Origin of the sequence: Bremerella volcania, assembly GCF_007748115.1 — a bacterium.
GTDB lineage: Bacteria > Planctomycetota > Planctomycetia > Pirellulales > Pirellulaceae > Bremerella > Bremerella volcania.
The window spans coordinates 868,502-889,752 of sequence record NZ_CP036289.1 but is presented as its reverse complement, the minus strand read 5'-3'; the positions used below and the strand labels follow the sequence as shown (position 1 = coordinate 889,752).

8 protein-coding genes are annotated in these 21,251 nt (G+C 52.7%); 1 reads left to right on the top strand and 7 read right to left on the bottom strand.

Going from position 1 to position 21,251, the window contains the following annotated elements:
* Positions 1–433: 433 nt before the first annotated feature.
* Genes Pan97_RS03535 through Pan97_RS03525 form a run of 3 tightly spaced genes read right to left on the bottom strand, consistent with a single transcriptional unit; the run spans position 434 to position 8,742 of the window.
* On the bottom strand, positions 434–4,867 hold the full coding sequence (locus Pan97_RS03535) for an FkbM family methyltransferase (protein ID WP_165698596.1): 4,434 nt from the start codon (positions 4,865–4,867) through the stop codon (positions 434–436).
* Positions 4,842–6,344 (bottom strand): TPR domain-containing glycosyltransferase, encoded by a 1,503-nt coding sequence (locus Pan97_RS03530; RefSeq protein ID WP_241676404.1) that lies wholly within the window; start codon positions 6,342–6,344, stop codon positions 4,842–4,844. The genes Pan97_RS03535 and Pan97_RS03530 overlap by 26 nt, the downstream gene beginning before the upstream one ends.
* A 52-nt stretch (positions 6,345–6,396) precedes the next feature.
* Positions 6,397–8,742: an AAA family ATPase gene (locus Pan97_RS03525; protein WP_144970773.1), complete on the bottom strand. Its 2,346-nt coding sequence runs from the start codon at positions 8,740–8,742 to the stop codon at positions 6,397–6,399.
* A gap of 154 nt (positions 8,743–8,896) precedes the next feature.
* Between Pan97_RS03525 and Pan97_RS03520 the strand changes: the two genes are divergently transcribed.
* On the top strand, positions 8,897–9,232 hold the full coding sequence (locus Pan97_RS03520) for a hypothetical protein (protein ID WP_144970772.1): 336 nt from the start codon (positions 8,897–8,899) through the stop codon (positions 9,230–9,232).
* Between the two features lie 598 nt (positions 9,233–9,830).
* Here the strand turns inward: Pan97_RS03520 and Pan97_RS03515 are convergent.
* The 4 genes from Pan97_RS03515 to Pan97_RS03500 form a co-directional block, all read right to left on the bottom strand.
* On the bottom strand, positions 9,831–10,406 hold the full coding sequence (locus tag Pan97_RS03515) for an SMI1/KNR4 family protein (RefSeq protein WP_144970771.1): 576 nt from the start codon (positions 10,404–10,406) through the stop codon (positions 9,831–9,833).
* Between the two features lie 15 nt (positions 10,407–10,421).
* Complete coding sequence (locus Pan97_RS03510; protein ID WP_144970770.1) at positions 10,422–11,453, bottom strand: hypothetical protein; 1,032 nt, start codon at positions 11,451–11,453, stop codon at positions 10,422–10,424.
* A 312-nt stretch (positions 11,454–11,765) separates the two neighbouring features.
* Complete coding sequence (locus tag Pan97_RS03505; RefSeq protein WP_144970769.1) at positions 11,766–12,584, bottom strand: hypothetical protein; 819 nt, start codon at positions 12,582–12,584, stop codon at positions 11,766–11,768.
* A complete protein-coding gene (locus tag Pan97_RS03500) occupies positions 12,563–20,818 on the bottom strand; it encodes an RHS repeat protein (protein ID WP_165698594.1) in 8,256 nt (2,751 codons plus the stop codon). The genes Pan97_RS03505 and Pan97_RS03500 overlap by 22 nt, the downstream gene beginning before the upstream one ends.
* Positions 20,819–21,251 lie beyond the last annotated feature (433 nt).

The following is a 21,251-nucleotide window of genomic DNA, read 5'->3' as shown; positions in this document are numbered from 1 at the left end:
AAGTACCAAAGAACATATCCTCTGTGAACTCAATGCTTTGCGACAAAACAAGCCCAAGCAGGCTGGTTCTCGCGAAGTCGTTAGGAAATGTCAATCGCCGGTCACCCCGACCTCCTAAGGCCTTGCAAATCAACGACTTGCGAGGCTTTTTCTTTTGTCCTTTTCTGGCAAATCGCAGGTTCGATTGGCAAGCGCCCTTGAAAAATCCCGAGCAAGGTCGCTGACGCGATCCGGCAAAAGTTTCTTAACTTCGTTCTCCCGCCAAGAAAACTTATCGAAAGCGCCGGCGACGCCTTCGCTGCTACAGCACACTGATCTTACACAGACTGAATCTTCAATAAGAATTTGAGGCTGGTCAGAGGCCCAAAAGGGGCTTTATTGGTTGGAGTCATTCGAACGCCGTAAACCATATGTTTCTATTGCAAGCGAAGCATCAACTGGCAAATTCTGTCATCTTGCAATTGTTGTCACTCGAGGCTTTCAGGTAGTTTTTGGGCGCAGCAGCTAGCCAACAATGGTCCCACCAATTAGCAGAAAAGGGACGATAATTTGGGTGGCGTATGACCTTGAAATCATAACCCCAGACCAAAATCATGTTTAAGACCTGTTCCAAGTTATCACGCGAATGAACTTCAACAAGCATTCTGGGGTGATGTAAAGTGATGAGTTTTTGGGCACCCTTCAAAGCTTCTATCTCGGCACCCTCCACGTCGCACTTGATCAGATCGACGCGACCTGCGATTTTCAAGTCGTCAATTGGTTGGCATTTAAGAGTTATTGAGCCACGCCTTGGCCCTGTATTTACACCACCTGCTTGAAAGTGTGTACTTAAATGTCGACTATCATCAAAACAACTGAACTCACGTTGCTCATCAATATCCCAGGCGGCGAACTCATGAACATATGCATTGCCAGGAAGTTTCAATTTCAGTTGTTTTAAGGCATCCGGGCCAGGTTCAACTGAATGAATGGTTTGATATTGATTGGATAAGGCGTGGGTCCATAGCCCTTGGTTTGCCCCGATATCTAAGAATACTTCACCGGCGGCAGGGATCCAGGAAGTGAGCCACGTCTCGTCAGGTAGCAATCCGGTTGGCAAGGAATCGTCACGATCAACCCACGGCACACTGGCTATGATTTTTAGTTCGGCGATGGGAATCTTTGCAGATTGATCCATACCGCTTCCATGCACGTCTGTACAAGGAAAGTTATCATTATCCAGAAAATTGCCTCGAAACAGTCGCAAGTCAACCTGTCTTCCTAGCGTCTTACCCGCGCGGTCTTGAAGTAGGACATGCGCACCGATGGCTTCGATCTCTTTAGGAACGCCCGTTAGAAACTCGGTCAGACTTTCAAGTTCCTGATCGTCTAGAACTTCGCCGCTCTCAAGATAGAGAAACCATTTCCCCTGGGGATCGATCTCGCCAATGCGGGAAACTACCTCGCAGCCATATTCTTGCGCTAAATTCAAAACCGTTTCCGTTGGCTTATCTGCGACACAAAAAACTTGTTCCACAAACGGTCGGAGGCAAGAAAGAGTATCTGCAAATGCTGCTTCCTCTTCGGGTGCCATCACTATTGCCGAAAGACTAGAAGTCTGTTGATTCGATGCAGAAGAGTTGGCCTCGGGACTCTGGCTGGACGCACGTTCGGTAAGCAAGGCGATACGTTCACTCATTTTCGTCGCGCTATTGTTCCATGTGAATCGATCTCTTACATACTCAGAGGCTGCCTGTCCTCTCCTTTTTGTTTCCTCGTATTCGGTTACCACCTGTCGCATCAGCTTCTGCAAGTCCCCCGGAGAAACACTTAGTTCAAGAAGTGGACCAAACAACGATAGCTCGGTCGCCACTTCGACCTCCTCGCTTGGGAGAGTAAAGGCTGTTTCTGGAGTTGTGAAGTCGTCGCTAGCGCCTCCCTGGGGAACGATCGGAGCCGTGCCACAAGCCATCGCCTCTAGAATTGGCATTCCGAACCCCTCGCCTCGATAGGGTGCCACCAAGCAGTCGCATGCAGCAAAGAGACTTGCCAGTTGTCCTTGCGTCAGTGGCTCATCAAGATAGAGGATTTCCGGTTTGGTTGGATCGCTTTGAGCTTCGATCGTTGCTTGTGCATAGTTGTGATGACGGTACACCGTTTTCGAGCCAATGTCTTTTACGACCAGTCCAACATCTTCTTCAGGACCGAACTCCGCTAAGTATGCCTCCAGCACTCGGTCAAAACCCTTACGAGCGATCGTGCCTCCCACGTAGAGAAAATGAAACCCTTTGTTCGTTGGCAGAATCAACGGAGGCGCTTCAGGAGTGAACACTTTGGCGTTAACACCCCAAGGAATGACCTGAATTTTTTCGCTGGGAATTCCACTGCGTTCATAGACTTTTCGAACGTAGTGGCTTGGGACCCAGATCTCATCTACGCGATCGCGTAATGGCTCAATCCATTCTTTCGGCAGGTGACCATACTCCCAAGGTTGCACGTGAATCCAGAGACCTTTCTCAGGCGGATTCCAATCAGGAGGATAAGCATGACGGATCGTTACTTGTGGACCATTAGGTAGTTCTCGATCAATATAGGCCTCCACGTTAGAGGCAAACGGAGGACGCTCTTCCGGCAAGCCGTTAGAGAGTCGCCGAATGGAAACTGCAAGCGAGGAATCTCGCGCCAAAGCCAGGCAAAGTTGTTCGTTAATATTCGAGAAACTATGGCCTGAAAACAATTCTCCTTCCAGTATCACGCGCGTTTGATTTTCTTGAATGGGAGGGGCACTCATGCGTGTGAAACGCTTTTCAGCAGCCTGAATGGCAAGTTCAACACCATTGGCGCCCGCATCGAGATTAAATCGGGAATGGATGTCCTGGACAGCCTTGTGACTGATTCGCTCTCGCAGCTTCGGATCATTCACAACTTGACGCATTAGTCTTCTTAGTTCATCGCAATTAGGTTCACACCAACGATGGCCATCAAAGAGAGGGAAATCACGAGCGGCATTTTCTGGAACGTCGACTTCTTTTGCCGGTATCAGCAGGCTATTTTCTTCCGTCATAAAGTCAATTTGCCCAGTCGCATCCGTGCCGATGGTTGGAAGGCCGCAAGCCATCGCCTCCATATAGGGCCTTCCCCAGCCCTCTCCGCGTGAAGGCAAAACGAAAGCATCGACACTGCGATACAGCGCCGCCATTTCTTGAGTCGTAGTTTCCTGGTCGAGCAAACACACATCGGGACGTTCTTCTAAAGATTGACCAATTGCATGCAAACATTCGTCGAGCCGGCCCCTTATTTCCTCCAGTGACATGCCGTGAATTCGAGAAAGCTTGATCAGCAAACCTGTTCCTTCGCCTGGGGCAAATTCTCGACAATAGTTTTGGACTAACAGTTCGCCTCCTTTGCGAGGTACCCAATCAAATACACTTAGAAAGACGAACTTTCCTTGCATTTGTGACGGCAACGAGCATTTCACGCCGTCCGGTTGGAAAATCTCCGTATCAAGACAGCCCGGGACGATATGGATCTTCTCGGGTGCTATCCAACTTCGCCGGAAGGCATCGGCGGAATGCTGCGATGGTACCCATACTTGATCAAATTTTTGGATATGGGGAATCCATGATGCGGGCACACGATCCGTTTCGATCATTGTTCTTAAGGCATTGACCGATGATCGAGCATCAGGCTCAATGGCGCCGGGAAGCGAATGAGTGACTGTCAAACTATGTCGCGGCCTTCGAGCATTTCGCAACGCCCGGAATAGAGCTTGGTCGTCCCGATCCACGCCGGCGTCTTTACCGTGGCAGCGAAGGGGTGATTCCAATGCCAAGGGTCTAGATCCATATGCCATTGCGTGCAGAAACGTCCGCGCCTCCTCCGAATAACCGTTGACACCAGCAACGTCCGCTTTCCATACTACCCCCAACGGAAGAGTAGGACTTGATTTCCGGAGTTGGGCCAAGGAATCCTCCATGCAGGCGATGACGTCGTCTAAATCTGCGGGAACGGCAGTTGGATTGGAACCTGTCAAATCACTTGAGTTGAGATCGAGTAGTTTGCTTTGTGCCTGCCAACGATATTGACCTGACATCCAGGCGGCGACCCATCCCCACTCTCCATCTAGGTTGCCAGGATTCCATTCATATGTCTGCCAAATCTCCCTCATCATTTCGGCGATTGCGGCCCTCCAATTCCATGTCGCTCCTGCTTGAGCCAGGTTCTCCGCTTCCGCGGATGAGTACCGATTCACCTTGTCGGCATAGTGCTCTATGGAACGAATGCCGTAGTGATCGACTCCGAGTTGAGGATTGGGTGCGACGCGAAGTTCGCGTCCCTCAAGGTGGACCCCACCATGGACCCTATCAGCAAAACGAAAGTGTCCACGTTTGAGAACGCGCGGCCCTGTGTAGCCTGGCCACCAGCCGCAATGCTTCATCCATTGTCGGCCACAATACGATTTAAATGGAATTGAGATCGCTTCGTACTCACTTCCATGGGTCCGTATTGCTTCGCAAACCAGTTTTCCTGTCGCTTGAGGAATTCGCTCATCCGCATCGACAAACCACAGCCACGCGTTTCTGGCTTTGTCGATCGCGATGTTACGGGCGCCATCAAAATTGCGTACAAGACGATGCCTCAGCACGCTCTGAACATAGGGCGTCGCAAGCTCTACTGTGCGATCCGTACTCTCCATATCAATTAGTAAGATCTCGTCAACGTGTGGTTGAAGGGCTTGCAGACAGCCGACGATGTTAATTTCCTCGTTCCGAGCCAGGACGACACCCGAAATCATGTGATTTACTCCTAAAGCATTCTGTTCGATCCATTGATTAAGATTGCGAGAGAAGAAGCGACGCTTCTTAAATTGCAACTTGCTCGCGGACAACCTGACTGGCCTCCTGCAAGGCCTCCCTCGTGGAGTTCGACTCCGGACGCAAATCGAGCGATACTCGCAAAGCAGCCTGAGCCCCTGGAAGATCACCGCCTCGCAGTTTGGCGATACCAAGATTGTGCCACGCAGCTGCATTGTGCGGCTCGAGATCAACCAGCTCTGAAAGTGGCTCGACCGCCTGATCGAGTTCGTCACGTTCAAAAAGAAATCTCGCCAATGCTTCCCACACGTCCGGTTTGTCAGAGAACCTACTGGTCGCCTCCGTTAAGAGGTCACGCGCTTTCGTCAGACTCCCCTGGGCCTCGTGAAGTTGAGAACGAAGCAGCAATACCTGCCAAACTTCAAGCGAGTTCTGCTCAAGCCACTCGAGTTCCAACTCGGCGGATGTAAATTTCCTCTGGCGAATTAAGGACGCTATCAGAACGGGACCAGACGCGGTGCAACGCTTGGTGCGTACTGCACGCCTATACTGTATTTCTGCCAAGTCATCTCGATTCATGTCGGCATAGACGCACGCTAGATTATGCCGGGCCTTCGCACCGATGATCCCCATGTCGATACTCGCGAAGTGACGCTCGACCGAGGGCTTGAGTGCCTGGCGATAGGCGGCTTCTGCTTCCTCTAAGCTTCCCGCCTCATGGGCAAGCATTGCTTTGCGAAATAGTAATTCCGGATCGTTGCTTGCCACTTTCAAACCACGTTCGCAGACATCTTTTGCTTCCGCCTTTCTACCCAACTGATACAGGCTAGACGCGAGTAGCGCGTATGCTTTTCTCAAGTGCGACTCGGGCGGTTGGGCTCGTGCTATGCTTTGCTGGAGCCAATCAACGGCCTTTTCATACTGCTCCATATCGGCGTAGGTCATACCTAAATTAAATAGCACGAACGGATGCTCGGGACGTTCCTGATGGTCCAGATGGAGAATCCGCAAATCGCGTTCGTGCTTTTTACGCCGCCCCTCGGCAGATTGATCGCTGCCTGAGTGCGTAACGAAGATGTCGGTCCATGCCGTATCGCCACCGGCATTGCGGATAGCGGAAAGAATCTGTTCATGGATGCGTCCCTCAAACCGCAGATCGGGCCGATTGCGAATGAGCTTTACATGGTCAACCGCGGTGAAGTCCTGGCCTTCGCCTGTCGCGGGACAATGCACTTGGACCACGTACCCCAGCGTGTTTTCATGATGATCTTGATCAACGAGTCCCCGCAGTTTGTGTCCGTTGGCCGCATCGATTGTATCGTCGGCATCCATCCAAAAGATCCATTCACCGCTTGCGTAGCGGAGAGATTCATTGCGTGCTGCTGAGAAGTCATCGCACCAGGGAAAATGAAAAACCCTGGCTTGATAACGTTCGGCAATTTCGAGCGTTTGGTCCACCGAGCCAGTATCGACGATGACGATCTCATCCACCCAAGGACGAATACTTTCCAGACATGGTTCCAGCGTTCGTGCGGCGTCTCGCACAATCATGCAAAGTGACAGTTGCGGGCGGCACCATGGGCAGCTGGAGGTAGAGTCGTGTTTACAGGGCATGTTCCACCTTCTTTTCGACTGGTTCTTTTGTCCCACCAAAGCGAACCGCAATCTGAGGAACAGCGGTTTCATCTTCACTGTCTTTCGCAATGGTCGCATCCAGAATGACGGATTCGCTATTCTGGTAGACCTCGGGCATCTTCGAGACGGCGCGCTGAACGGGCGTTTCGACATACTCCGCAAGCAGCTTGCGAACGATCCGTCCTCCTTCGCGTCCTTGTGCCTTCTCGTTCTGTTGGTGTGCCATCTCGGCAATGGAGTCGACCAATACGTCCGGCACAATCAGTTCCTTTCGCCGGTTCTCACGCCAACGGGTTTGAATCTTGCGAATCAACTTGTCCGTGATCCCCCACATGGCTTCTTTGTCAAGCGGCCGGAAGACGATGACCCGCTTGATTCGAGCCAGGAACTCCGGGGCAAAAACCGGGCGATTCGACTTGCCATGACGAATTTGTGCCAACGATTCCTTCATCCGAGCCGCCATTTCCTCGGGAGTCTTCCCTTGTCGGGCCATGTCGGCGAGCATGCGTTGTCCGACATTCGTGGTGAGAATGAAAATTGCCTTGTCGCCGTAGGCCTTCACGCCGCGCTGGTCTTGTACCCATCCCTCGTCAAACAGGTTCAGAAAAGGTTGCAGCACGTCGGGATGGGCTTTGTCCGCTTCATCGAGAAGAAACACGCAGTAGGGATCGGACATCAGATCGGACACGATGCGGCCCCCTTGTTCGTGCCCAACGTACCCCGGCGGCACGCCGATGATACTGGCCACGCTGTGGGGCTCGACGAAGTTGCCCAGGGTATAGGTTCGCAGCCGTTTCGAGCGAGAATAAAAACGCGCCAGTGCCTTGGCCATCTCCGTCTTGCCGGTACCAGTCTGGCCGACGAACAACATCACCGACGCAGGCTTACCTGGATCCGTCAAGCCTGCTTTGATCAGACCCAATTCATCCGCGATTTCCCGCACGGCATGCGACTGTCCGAAGATCTCCTCGGCCAGACTCTCGGTGTAATCTCCTTGCTCGGCTACCCCGCGAAGCGTCTCAGCGGGAACACCGCTCGCTTGCGACACAGCCTCGACCACGTCGTCGACGGCAATCACGCAGTTCGTTTCCCCGTATTGGATTTGCTCGAACGCACGCTGCTCGCATGCCTCGCGTAGGATCTTGACCGCTTTGCCTGGTAGCCGCTGATGCAGGATGTAGTCACGGGAGAGCCGCACTGCTTCGCGTATTGCCTCTGGTTCGATCTTCAAAGCGTAGGTTGCTTCCAGCCCCCCGCCGTAGCAGCCGACGAGCCGTACTGCCGTTTCCGATTCCGGTTCGAACGCCCTGATAACCGTGAATCGTTCCCGCAGTTCGGCATCGTCGGCTGCTAGTTCCTCGAACTCTTCCGGGCTCAATAGGCCCAACAATTTAGCCTTTATGCCTACCAGGCCGCGTAGCAATAGAGACCGATGATGGGTCCCCTGCTCGCCACGCAGCAGCTTGCCCAAACCTTCCACGCACAGAACCAGCGATGGCTCGTCCGCGGCTGAGGCGAGAAGGGATTCAAGCCGCGCCCCGCTTTGCTCTGGCGGCGTATGGCGGGCATCGATCCAAAGAAATCGTTTGTCCTTCATCACGGGAAGCTGGCCTTGGGTAGCGCGTCGGGCCAGTTCGCTTACGATGGCCGATTGCCCCACGCCACGCTCCCCAACCAGCATGGCATGGCCGTCGGTACGATGTAGCGCTCGCGATAGTTCTTCCACCAAAAGGTCGTAGTCAGGCTCACCCTCGAAGGGGCTGGCATGATCCAGACCTGCCAGCCGAGCTTGCCGCGTGAGGTCCTCGGCCCAGGCCAGTTCTCCCGGGAGAGACAAAGCGTCCGTATCGTGGGTGGAAAGCACGTTGGCCAGCGACTGCTCGAGGCTCTTAATTGCCTCTTTTACATCAAATGCAGGCCACTCGCGTTGTTCTTGGGTGGTCATATGCGCCAACACGCAAAGCAGAAAAGACGTCAGGCCTCCACGGTCCGACCGCATGCTTTCCCACTTCCGATAGGTCTGACAAGCCTGGTTAGCTTCCGGCGAAAAAGCGACTTCGGCGCCCAAATCACGCTTCGGCGAGTCCGTGACCCGATCGACTGCCAAAGCAATCAAATCCTCAACCCGAGCCGGAGCCACCATCGAAGACGCCAACAGCTGCTGCAGTTCGGAATCGGCCTGCAACAACACGGCCGCCAACAAGTCGCCAGGGCAAATCGATCCGCCGGCATAATCCACCGCGGCTCGCAGCGTTCTTCGGACAATGGGATCGCTTACACCTTCAACGAGAAAGGGATTCTTACAGTTTTCCATGGGGACGATCTTTGAAAATAGAGGAACGTTTACAGGGGCTATCGTCAAAGCGATACCCAAAACGGCGCCAAGCGGTCGTTATGCTGGCCATCAAAAGAGAGGGGTCGATGGCGGATTACCGTCTAGAAGAACTACGGTGCGAGAGAGGAGGGATTTGAAGAAAATATTGCGGGAAAGGAAAAAGAGCTGGGGCGATGAAATCGGAAGAGCTGAACAAAGGGAAGGTGATCAGCTGAGATGGCCTGGCATCTTTTTAATGGCCAAAGCCATGCCCACGTTTTCGTGGGCATGGCAGGGTCACGGGGAGATCGACAGCGAACTTGTTGCAGAGAGAATCAGCGGTAAACAAGAGCTTGAGCATCAGGCCCAAGCAGACGCCGCCAGGCGTGCTGGTGTTCAAGGCTCGGAAGTTTACTCAACCGGCCAAGCTGCAACCCTTCAAACCGGCACAGCCTGCGAAGATCGTGCCAGAGCATCAAGTGTCATATAGGGACTCATCGGAGGCGCATCGTTCATCATAATTAAAGTGGACATCGCATTTTTGGTCAGGCTGAACAGTGACGAGTATACCATACCACTCTTGGTCACCTGTACCTCGAAGGTCTTCGACGTCCAACAGGCCTAGTGTTATCTTACTACTCGAACCAATTGAACATGTGCTGCCATCCGTCTTGATGGCTCTGATTTTCCATACCCAAGACTCATCCTGCTTATTAAAGCGTGCGTCAAGACAAGCTTTCGTCCACTTCCCATGTCCAACTTCTGCTTCTGACTGCGTGAAAACAGCAGCACCAAGCGTATTCAATACTGATTCAAGTTCACTAACCATTCACATGATCTCCTTCATTCACAGTCCGGACGGGTGCGACTGACGAATGATTAGCCCTTTGTGTGCCACCCAGCCGAAGCCAAGTCGAGACCGTGATGAGCATGATCAAATGTAGGCAAGGCAATTTCGTCCGAGGCAAAACGGAACCAAGCCGCCAAAAAGAATTACACCTGATTGTGCTGACCCACAATGTTCTGATTCTCTGGTGGGCTTAAGTTTTCTGCAGAGCCGTCCTGACACCTTTTCTTAATCAAAGACTCTATTCCGCAAACCATCGCCAGAATGCATTTCCCTTGCCGCCACCAGCTTCGATTGATACTTCGTCAGCCAAAAGTGAATTTCCACCTTCAGCATTCCGCATCAGAAACACCGTGCCCAAGCCTCGAATAAACAACTCAAAATCCTTGGCAACGATGATTTCGTGGTCGCTCCATGCTTCACCATGCTTGAACACTGAAATGGTTTCGTCGTTACAATTCAACAGTACGGCGTAAGGATCGGAATTAGCGATCAGGAGTAGGTTGTCCGGTCGAGTTCCCGAACCCCACCATGGATACTCATTTGCGAAATCCCCTCGATTGTTCTGATAAGTCCAAGACAGAAAGTCGCCGGTGTTGCAAAAGGCAATTGGTCCTAATGTGAAACAACCGAAGTCAAAACGACGCAACATTGCCTGAAAGTGCTTTGGAAGAACAACATCTAATTGCTGTTGAAAACGGTCAATGTCCTCTTGTGTTACCTCTGATGATACGAGTCGAAAGCCTGTCAAAATTGGTTCAAGAGGAACGAATTGTTCATCAAGCCGAGACTGTATCTCTGCGATTTCAAGTGCCATGAAATTCACCCTAACTTACTTTGTATGCCAAATGCCACCGGAACCTACGTGTGTCTTTCCGGGAACAGGAATCGCATATTGGCCAAAATCAACGTGGTGATGAATAATCACGTCTCCTTTGAATGGTGCATGTTCAGGAAAGACCTTAATCCATTCATCATCGATTCTCGGAGACACCTTTAGCTTGTCGTAGTTCTCAATAAGGTACCGGTTAGACTTGCTAAGCGATTCAGGACGAAGATCTTGCCACTGCTGCCAAAACTCTTTCGTATTCCTGATACCACCTTTTGAAGTAATCTCCCCAGCGGTAAATGTTTTGGTGTCGATCGAGAAACGTGGGTCAGGCCTGCCAGGAAACGCCGGATCAACACGAGTGAGGTATGGAGTGTCCGGCACTTTAGTTGGGGCAACAACGTTTTCCGCTGACTTGCTCGCAGTTCCAGTTACCCCTTTCTTTGATACTCCAGAAACTTGTCCTCGTACAGTCCCAGAAACGTTTCGTTTGGGACGTATACCAGCTGCTCCTGTTCGCGTGGATGCATTTTTGGCAAGCTTCTCGAAAGTTCTCCCAGCGTTACTCGCGATCGCTTTGCCGTTTTCGCCAATCGCATTAACGGTGACTTTGAAATACTTCGATTTACCGATGGCCTGTTCGGGGGCAAGGATCGTCACCGTGACTTCGAAGGCAAGGGCTCCTCCCGTCTTGGGGTCGTCGAGGGCGGCATCTATTTGCCTTTGAACTTCCTTTAAGACTTCCTTGCGTTTTTCCTCACTCGCATAAAGCGTTCCGACAACGTCCCCTAAATCTTCCGAAGCCCCAACAACTCCCCGGACGACTAGATACTCGCCCAGGCTGTAGATACCAAAGATCGTATTCTTAGGTCCATGAACGAAATACCCCTCCGCGGCTTCGGGGATTCCTTGGAAATAGGCCTCCACGTTCCCTTGATTAATGACCTCGATACGTCCGTCATAGATGTCGCCGGCTGTCGACGTATCGTCAAAGCGATACCCAAAACGGTGCCAAGCGGTCGTTATGCTGGCCATCGCAAGAGAGGGGTCGATGAGGAAAAAGAGCTGGGGCGATGAAATCGGAAGAGCTGAACAAAGGGAAGGTGATCAGCTGGGGTGGCCAGGCATCTTTTTAAAGGCCAAAGCCATGCCCACGTTCTTGGGCATGGCAGGCTCACTGGGAGATCGACAGCGAACTTGTTGCAGAGAGAATCAGCGGTAAACAAGAGCTTGAGCATCAGGCCCAAGCAGCCGCCGCCAGGCGTGCAGGTGTTCAAGGCGTACCAAACGGCGAAAGCGGCAGGCTGGTTGCCTTACAAGCCGCCTGAGGCAGCGATGCGAAATTTGTCATTGAACGTCGTCGGATCGAAAATCTGGAGCAAAAGTCTCTCGATCAAGGTCGGCTCGCGAAAAGACATACTGACTACCGATGTGGTTGATAGCTGCCTCTTCAACCGACTTATAATCATCGTTTTTCCATGCATTCGGAGTTGCATCAAGAACGACTAACACGCCACCCGAAATCTCACGCACATCATGGGCTTGGATAGAATTCAATCGGTCATGACCGATCAATCTAACGTATGGGCCTCCAAAGTAATTCAGCCAATAGACTCCCGGTAACGATTCATCCAAATGCACGCCAATTGCACGCACCCCACTTTCGTCGGCAATCTTGTTTTTGGAATCGAATTCTTCACTCGTGTACGCCTTCGCATAACGAACTGGCAAACGGTTAACAGCCTCTTCAACAAAATGCACTGCCCACTTTGAAACATTGTCGCCTTCGATGACAGGCAGTTCGATCTCGACGGAAACACGGTTCAATTCAGGCGGCAATGATGTACGGCACGTATTCAAAAAGAACGAAATACCATCGGTGGAACCCTTGAGGACGGCAGTCCCAATGCCACGCCGTGCCGGTGCTTCCTGATTGACCGCTTCGCTTAGACTTCCATTTTGTCCAACATCTTGGTGATTTCGTTTGTATTCGCTTTTAAGAACTTTGAGACCGGATGACCATGTCGGAAGTGTAACAACAATCAGCTTGTGTAATGATTCAAGTTGCTCTGAATCATATACCGGTCGTGCCAAATATAGGTTGATCCACAAATGCATGGTGAATGCAGGTTTTTTAACTGTTCCTATCTCGGAATCTGTTTCCATTCGAGTAATCCTTGATTGATCAAGTCTGCGAACTCACCACGTGTCGGAGCAGGCAAGTCCGAGAATACTTCAACACGAGCATTTCGCAAAATTCTTTTCGTTTGGGGATCTTGGACCAAGCTCGCTTTCTCTCGTAGCCTGCGAGCGTAGTCAACCGCATCTCGAATCTGATCCCGTGATCGTTGACTCAAATCGCCAAACTTCGTTCCACGGGAAGCTTTTACTTCAACAACTGAGCCACGGAGCCGTACCGATCCTTGAGGCCCACGAACTTTCAAATCTGGCACCCTGACGCCACTCGGTCCAGTACCCGGAATTGTTTGCTGCCCTGCACCCTGCGGATTTCTCGGAACTCCAGTAGATTCCGAAACGATTTGCTCCGCCTCTTCCGCAAATTCCTTCTGGCTGCCACGTCCAGTTTTCTTCGGGGCAACACTTTCCGCTGACTTGCTCGCAGTTCCAGTTACTCCTTCCTTTGATACTCCAGAAACTTGTCCTCGTACAGTCCCAGAAACGTTTCGTTTGGGACGTATACCAGCTGCTCCTGTTCGCGTGGATGCATTTTTGGCAAGCTTCTCGAAAGTTCTCCCAGCGTTACTCGCGATCGCTTTGCCGTTTTCGCCAATCGCATTAACGGTGACTTTGAAATACTTCGATTTGCCGATGGCCTGTTCGGGGGCAAGGATCGTCACCGTGACTTCGAAGGCAAGGGCTCCTCCCGTCTTGGGGTCGTCAAGGGCGGCATCTATTTGCCTTTGAACTTCTTTCAAGACTTCCTTGCGTTTTTCCTCACTCTCATAAAGCGTCCCGACAACGTCCCCTAAATCTTCCGAAGCCCCGACAACTCCCCGGACGACTAGATACTCGCCCAGGCTGTAGATGCCAAAGATCGTATTCTTAGGTCCATGAACGAAATACCCCTCCGCGGCTTCGGGGATTCCTTGGAAATAGGCCTCTACGTTCCCTTGATTAATGACCTCGATACGTCCGTCATAGATTTCTCCAACTGTCGCCGTATACAATCGCATCCTGTTAATAAATGGAAGCTTGTTGAGAGCAACTACCCTTGCCTTGTCTTCGCGGGTTCGAGCGTGAGCTGCTAGGAGTGAACTAACGTTGTCTCGATACTGTTGGGCAGGGGTCTTTACACCTCGGATTTCATTGTGTTGGCTGATATAGCGTTCTATTCTCTTTTTGATAGTATCTCGCTGCTGTTGTTTCGTAAGATCAAAAGCATCCGGGTAATCCGTCGGAATCATTTTTGTAATGGTGAGCAGGTTTGCTCGATTGAGCTTGTAGCCATCGTTTCGATTAGCTGGCTTTCCAAATCGACGACTTAGAACGTAAGAGTCCTCCCCGATTTCGATTCCGATAGGTATCCGAGAGATACGGCCTGTATAGGGAATGAGTGTCCGCTCGACGAGTTCAATGTAGAGAATCCCGTCCTCAACAACGTGACGCGCGTAGTACGATGTTGGCGCTTCCCCACTAGGATCCACCTCGTTAACCGGGTTATTCCCCACGTACCGATAAAGATTCGAATCCTCAGCTTCGTAGCGAATGGGGTCTTCGTTTAGCCATCGTCCGACCAGTGGGTCGTAGTAGCGGGCTCCGGCGAGGTAGAGGTCGAGTTCCTGGTCGCGGTAGTAGTTCTTTTGACCGACGAACGTGAACGGCGTGTCGCTGGTGCCGGTGTGGGACTGCCGGATGCCGAAGGCGCGGTGTTGGTAGCGGTCGACGGCCGTTTCGTTGTCGTCCCACAGCGCGTCGGTGCTGCCGATCGCGTCGTGCTGATGGTAGGCGGTCTCCAGGCCGTCGTACTCGCTGACCAGGTCGCCGTACTCCATGTTGGTGAAGGTGTACTGGTGCTCGACGTCCCCCACATCGTCCGTTTCCTGAAGGAGCCGTTTGAAGTCGTAGATGAACTTTTTGGCTTCAGTGGGAGCATGCTTTTCAACTCGCCGCCCCTCGGCGTTGTAGGTGAAGGTGACCAGGCCTGCGGTTGGCTCGGCGCTGATCAGGCGGTTATCTTCGTCCCATTCGTAGTAGATGACTTCGGCACTGGTTTCCTTCTGCGTGCGGTTGCCATCGGCATCGTGGACGTAGGTCGTAATGCCGGAGGAAGCCTCTTCCCGTTCGAGCCGGTTGGCCGCGTCGTAGATGAAGGTCGTGACCGTTCCGGAATCGTCCTGCTGCTTGCGGTTGCCGGCGTCATCGTATTGGTAGCTGACGTCGTACACATCCGTACCACTTCGCTGTTCCTGCGTAAGCTGGTAGGTTTTATCGTAAGACCAGGTGACGATAGCCCCATTGAGTTCGACGGCGTTCTTGCGATTACCGACATGGTCGTAGGTATAGGTCGTCAATTCTTCGAGCGTGTTGTCGCTCTTGCGACGCTCGATTCTGGTCAGCCAGTTGGCGGCATTGTAGGTGTGGGTAACGATCGCTCCATTGGCGTGTTCGATGTGTGTCTTGCGTCCAGCAGCGTCGTAACCGAAGGTCGTTACTTTGCCTTGCGGATTCACGATCGATTTCAGCCGGTCGGCCCCGTCATAGCTGTAGCTGGTGATGCCCCCATCGGGATCCGTCATCGTTTGTCGCTGACGAATCGCGTTGTAGGTATAGCTGATGATCTTGCCATCCGGATTGATGGTGCGTTTGGGCAAATCCCGATCTTCGTAGACGGTCGTATAGATACCGGTGGCATCGATGCTGGCCGTGCGATTGCCTGCGTCGTCGTAGGTGTAGGTATGCACGCGTCCGTCGGGATAAAGTTCTCCTTCTAATTCCTGGTTGGAGTTGTAGGTGGCAGTGACGATCTGGTTGCGAGCGTTCATCCGCAGCCTTCGATTGCCCACGGCGTCGTAAGCAAACTCGATCGCTTCACCCAGCGGATTGATTTCCCCGGTGCGCCGACCAAGCGGATCATTCGAGAACGTGGTGACGTAGCCGCGGGGATTGATGAGTTGAGTCAGTCTGCCGGCGATATCGTAGACGCTCGTGGTAATCCGCCCTTCGGCATCGATTTCGGTCGTTGGTCGTCCGAGCGGATCGTACAGGGTGGTCGTAATGTTCCCTTCCGCGTCCTGCACCTGGTTGCGCCGATCCGCGGCGTCGTAACCGTAGGTGGTGACGTAGCCGAGTGGATTGACTTCGGCCTGAACTCGACCAACGACGTCGTAGATTGTTTGAGAAGTGTTTCCCAGAGGATCCGTTACGGCCGTGATTCGATCGAGCGGATCGTAGGCCATGGTCGTAATTCCATCGACGGGGGACTCCACCGCGATCCGCCGATTGGCGGCATCGTAGACATTCGTGGTGATCCGCCCCAAGGCGTTGATCGAGGCTCTTTCTCGGTCAGCGTCGTCGTAATCGTAACTCGTCACTTCACCGGTGGCATCCAGTTGGGTTTGGGTATAACCAGTGGGCGTGTACGAGGTCGTCGTTATACGTCCCAGCGGATCGACGACACGTTCCGGCTGGGCGGCTTTGTTGTAGAAGTATGAGGTCGTCCTGGGCCCCGGCGTGATTTCCTTTTCGAGCGTTCCATCGGGGTAGTAAACGCGAAGCTTATCGTCTCCCCGAGCATCAAGCGTGAGCGTATTTCGTTTTGCGCCGTCGTACTGCTGCGTAGTGATGTAAGCCAAAGGATCCATCGTCGCATGGACACGACCATCGGCATAATAGATCGACGTGGTAACTTGCCCCAAGGCGTCCATTTGCGCGGTTTGCCGATTCGCATGGTCGTATAGATAGGTGGTGATCCCATCCGAGGCATCTATCCGTTCTTTGAGTTGTCCGTCAGGCCAATAGACGAACGCGGTTGCCTCGTCGGCGTCTCCGACAACGAGAGTTTCGCGATTCACCTTGTCGTAGGTGTGCGTCGTACATCGCATGAGCGGATCGATACTGACCCAGAGTTGTCCGTCTGGATAGTAAACCGACTGCGTCGCTTCGCCAGACTTATTGACGGCCAACGTCTGACGGTTAGCTTTATCGTACTGGTAGGTCGTACGGTGTCCGAGCGGATTGATCGTTGCTTTGAGCTGGCCATCATCGTAGAAGAGGCTGGTTGTGACATGCCCCAGCGGATCCATCACGGCGTTCTGTCGGCCGGCCGAGTCGTAACTATAAGAAGTTATCTTCCCGCGTGGATTGATGCTGGCATCGAGTTGCCCGTTGGCCAAGAAGACAATGATCGAGACGCGATTCTCGGCATCAATCTGGGTAATTGCCCGCCCGGCTTTGTCGTAGATCGTCGTCGCAATATAGCCGCGAGGGTTGATGGAGTTCTTGGCCAAGCCATCCGGCCAGTAGACGGTTGTGGAAATACCTCCCGCGCCATCGACCATTGCTGTGCGTCGATTCGCTTTGTCGTAGTCGTAGTGTACGGCATCGCCAACCGGATCGATGGTAGTTTGGAGTTGCCCATCAGGATAATAGAGATACGTGGTGATGCCTCCCTCGGCATCGATGGAATGTCGAAGCCGATTCGCGGCATCATAAGTCTGCGTCGTGACGTGATCTTCGGCGTTGATTAAGTTCTTTTGTTGGCCGTCGTCGTAGTAAGTGGTACTGGTGACCTCTCCTTCGGCGTTGATCATGGCCGTTTGGCGGTTGTCCTTGTCGTACAGGTAAGTCGTGACGTGGCCTTCCGGATTGATCGATTGTCTAGTCTGGCCGTCGGGCCAATACACGGTAGTAGTGATATTCCCTTCCGGATCGATCATGACCTTCTGTCGATTCACGTTGTCGTACAGGTAGGTCGTGACGTGGTCTTCGGGATCGATAGAATTCTTAAGCTGCCCATCGGGATAGTAGGACGAGTAGCTCGTCTCGCCAGCCCCATTCGTAACGCTCGCTTGTCGATTGGCATCGTCATAGGAATAACTGGTTACGCGTCCGACGGGATCGATGGATTGCTTTATTTGACCATCAAGCCAATAGATGGTGGTTGTGACGCCTCCTTCCGGATCGATCGTATTCGTTTGTCGGTTGGCATGATCGTACTGATAAGTCGTGACGTAGCCGCGGGGATTGATCGTCTCCTTTAGCAAGCCATTGCGATAGTAGATGCTGGAAGTGATCTCGCCTTCCGGATTGATCATTTCCGTTTGCCGGTTGGCCTTGTCATACTGGTAGGTCGTGATATGCCCCTGGCCATTGATGCTTGACAACCGCTGACCGTCTGGCAGATAGGTGCTGCTTGAAGTTTCGCCTTCTGGATTGGTTACCAGGGTTTGGCGGTTGGCCTTATCGTAAAGATAGCTCGTGATGTGATATTCCGGATCGATGGACTGCTTTACCTGGCCATCGGGCCAATAGACGGTCGTCGTTACGAACCCTTCGGCATTCATTACCGACTTTTGACGATGAGCTTTATCGTACTGGTAGGTCGTAATGTGTCCCTCGGGGTTCATCTCTTGCCACAGCTGACCATCGTCGTAATAGATGCTGGTAGAGATTTCGTTTTCCGCGTTGATGACCTCAGTTCGGCGATTTGCTGCGTCATACAGATAGGTTGTGGCGTGCCCCTCAGGATCGACGATGGCATGCACTTGGCCGTCTGGGTAGTATCGCGTGAGCGTGGTTTCATTCTCCGGATTAGTCATCGCAATGCGACGATTGGCGGCATCATAGACGTAGCTGGTCGCATTTCCTTCTGGATCGATCGTCTGCTGCAGTTGGCCATCGGCGTAGTAAACGCTGGTTGTGATCTCGCCTTCGCCGTTGATTTCGGCCGTGCGGCGGTTGGCCGAATCGTACTGGTAGCTGGTAACGTGCCCTTCGGCGTCAATCGTTTGGCGTAGCTGATCGTCGTCGTAATAAATGCTGGAAGTGGTCTCGCCTTCCGGATTGATGACGGCAGTGCGTCGATCCGCTTCGTCATAGACGAAAGTCGTGCGATAGCCTTCAGCATCGATCTCGACTTCGCTTCGCCCAGCGGCGTCGTACTCGACAGAGGTTGTTTCATTTTCCGGATTCGTGGTAGCCGTGAGACGGTTGACAGCATCGTACAAGAAGCTGACGACATGACCTTCCGCATTCACCGTGGTTTCGACCTGATCGTCGTCATAGTAGGTAGTCGTCGTGATTTCTCCCTCGGGATTGATCACGTTCTTTTGACGATTGTCTTCGTCGTAGATGTAGCTGGTGATGTGGTACTCTGGATCAATCGATTGCATCAACTGACCATCTGGCCAATAGACAGACGTGGTGACGTGTCCAAGCGGGTTGATGGTATGGGTGCGACGATTGGCAGCATCGTAAAGATAGCTGGTAATGTGCCCCTCCGGGTCAATCGTCTGCTGCAGCATGCCGTCGGGGTAATAGATCCTCTCCGTCGTCTCGTTTTCTCCATTGGTGACGTTAGTCTGCCGATTTCGCGGATCGTACAGATAGGTGGTGATCCGGCTGCGCGAATCCGTGAAGCTCGTGCGATTGCTGGATCCGTCATAAGTGTAGGAGGTCCGGTTGCCTAGCTCATCCACCTCGGCCAGAATCCGATCGCGCCCGTCGTATTCAGTCGCCGCCGCATCTCCCTCAGGGTTTTCAACAGAGAGCAACCGATTGCCCGGGTCAAAGCCATAGGTCGTAACGAGCCCCAATGGATTGATCTGCTGGGTTCGGCGATTGGCTTGATCGTAGACGCTGATGACTTCGTGCCCCAACGGGTTCACCACTTTAGTGCGGTTTCCCACTTCATCGTAGACGTAGCTTGTACGATGGCCGAGGGCATCTATCGTTGCTTCGATGCGGTTATTCGCGTCGTAGATCGTCGTTGTGACATGCCCTTCGGCGTTCTCGATCGCCTCGCGGAGGCAGTTTTCGCCGTAGCGGAATTGCGTTGAATGCCCTAGAGCAGTGATTTGGGCAGTGGGGCGATTCAGGGCATCGTAGGTCGTCGTCGCCAAATCCTCTTCGGGATTTCGAATCGACTCGCGCTGTGCATGAACATTGTAGGTGTAAGTCGTTCTCTGGTTGAGAGGATTGATTCGAGCTTCAGCATTCCCCTCGTCATCATATGTTAGCGAAGTGACGTGGCCTTCTTCATCTTGCTGTGATTCCAGTTGCCCACTGGCGTTGTAGACGAATGTTACTCTCTGGTTAGACGCATCCAGGGTTTCTGTCCTATCGTAGCCATACCACACGAGTGTCGTCGCGTATCCGCGTGGGTTGACGACTTGCTCCACCCGACCATTGCCGTCGTAGTCGAATGAAAAGGCATCGCCGTTGGCGTATTCAAGGCGGCTTACGGCCTGAACGCGAGACGGGAGAGTCGTGTATTGCAATTGTGTCGTATGGCCATTGGCGTCGGTCAGACTACTGAGGTGATTGCCGTGCCAGGTATAGCTGGTCGTATGTCCAAGAGGATCCTGGATGGAAGTGATGAATCGCTCGGAGTCAAATGTAACCGTAGTTAGATGGCCTCGTGCGTCGACGACTCGGGTAGTCGTTTTGTCGAGCGGAGTAAACGTCGTCGTTTCTCCTTTTGGCGTTACGACGGAACGCACACGGCCGCATTTGTCATAACTGTAGCTCGTGCGCTGGCCTGCCGGATCAACGTAGGCCAGCATCCGGCCCCTGGTGTCATAAACAAACGAGGTCGTGCAATCTTCCGGCAGCGTAACGCTTTCCAGACAACCACAGTCGCTTACCTGGAATTCCGTCGTCCGGTTGGCATGATCAACGATACTTGCCAATCTTTCATTCGAGTCGTAAGTAAACGTAGTAAGGCGATCGAGCGGGTCCCTCACGGATTCCAGTAATTTGCCTTGATAATTCAAGTACCACTCTTCGTTATGGCGTTCGATGCTTTGGAGCCGGCCTACACCACTGAGGTGCTCATCGTAGATGAGTTGCAGGCCATCCGGTTGTGTTTCTATCCAACCGCTGCCAGTCCTCTCGAGAGAGTTCACAGCCCCATCCGGGGCAAGATAGTAGCCTGAACCGTAATCTAGGTCGGTATACCGCCAGCAAGAACCATCCCCTTTGGTCACAATCGCGGCATCCGCACCGTGCTTCTCAATCTTCGGCTGAAGCAGGTTGGACCACTTTGCCCCATAGGGACTCGGGCGACACGAACTACGTGAGTTGTAAGTCAGCACGACCTGTGGACCAAACGGACCAATGCTGGGCGTACGAACTTTGACGACTGCATTTTGATTGGCCAGATTGATGGAAGCAGGGCCATCGAGCGTTCCTGGTACGCTTAGCTGCAAATGGTCCTTCAACTCGCAAAGTACTTTCCCAGTTTCGTTCAAAGGTCCCGGAAGATCTCCAGGACAAGCAGGACAGTCCGAAAGGGAAAAGATTCGAGGTTGAGGTTCGCCGACGGGCTGCTCGCCACAGCAGGCGGCAGCATCTTGGTCGATTCCTGGTAGACCCAAGAAGGGGATATCGATCGTACGGAAACAATCCCCATATTTCAAAAGTGCTTGGTCGGACATTATCGACTCCGCAGATTTCAGGTCGTGTTGATATTACTTTTGCCTGAAGTCTTATGCAGCCAAACGCAGAATGTTTGAAACTAGCGGCAAGAATTTTCCACGGCGATAAGCACTGGCCAATTTGCACATTAGACAATCCGCATCGTCTTCTTGCTGCGATGAAAACGCCTCTCGAATTCACCTCACGAACCGCCGGCGAGCGTCGCTGCCTGGTCAG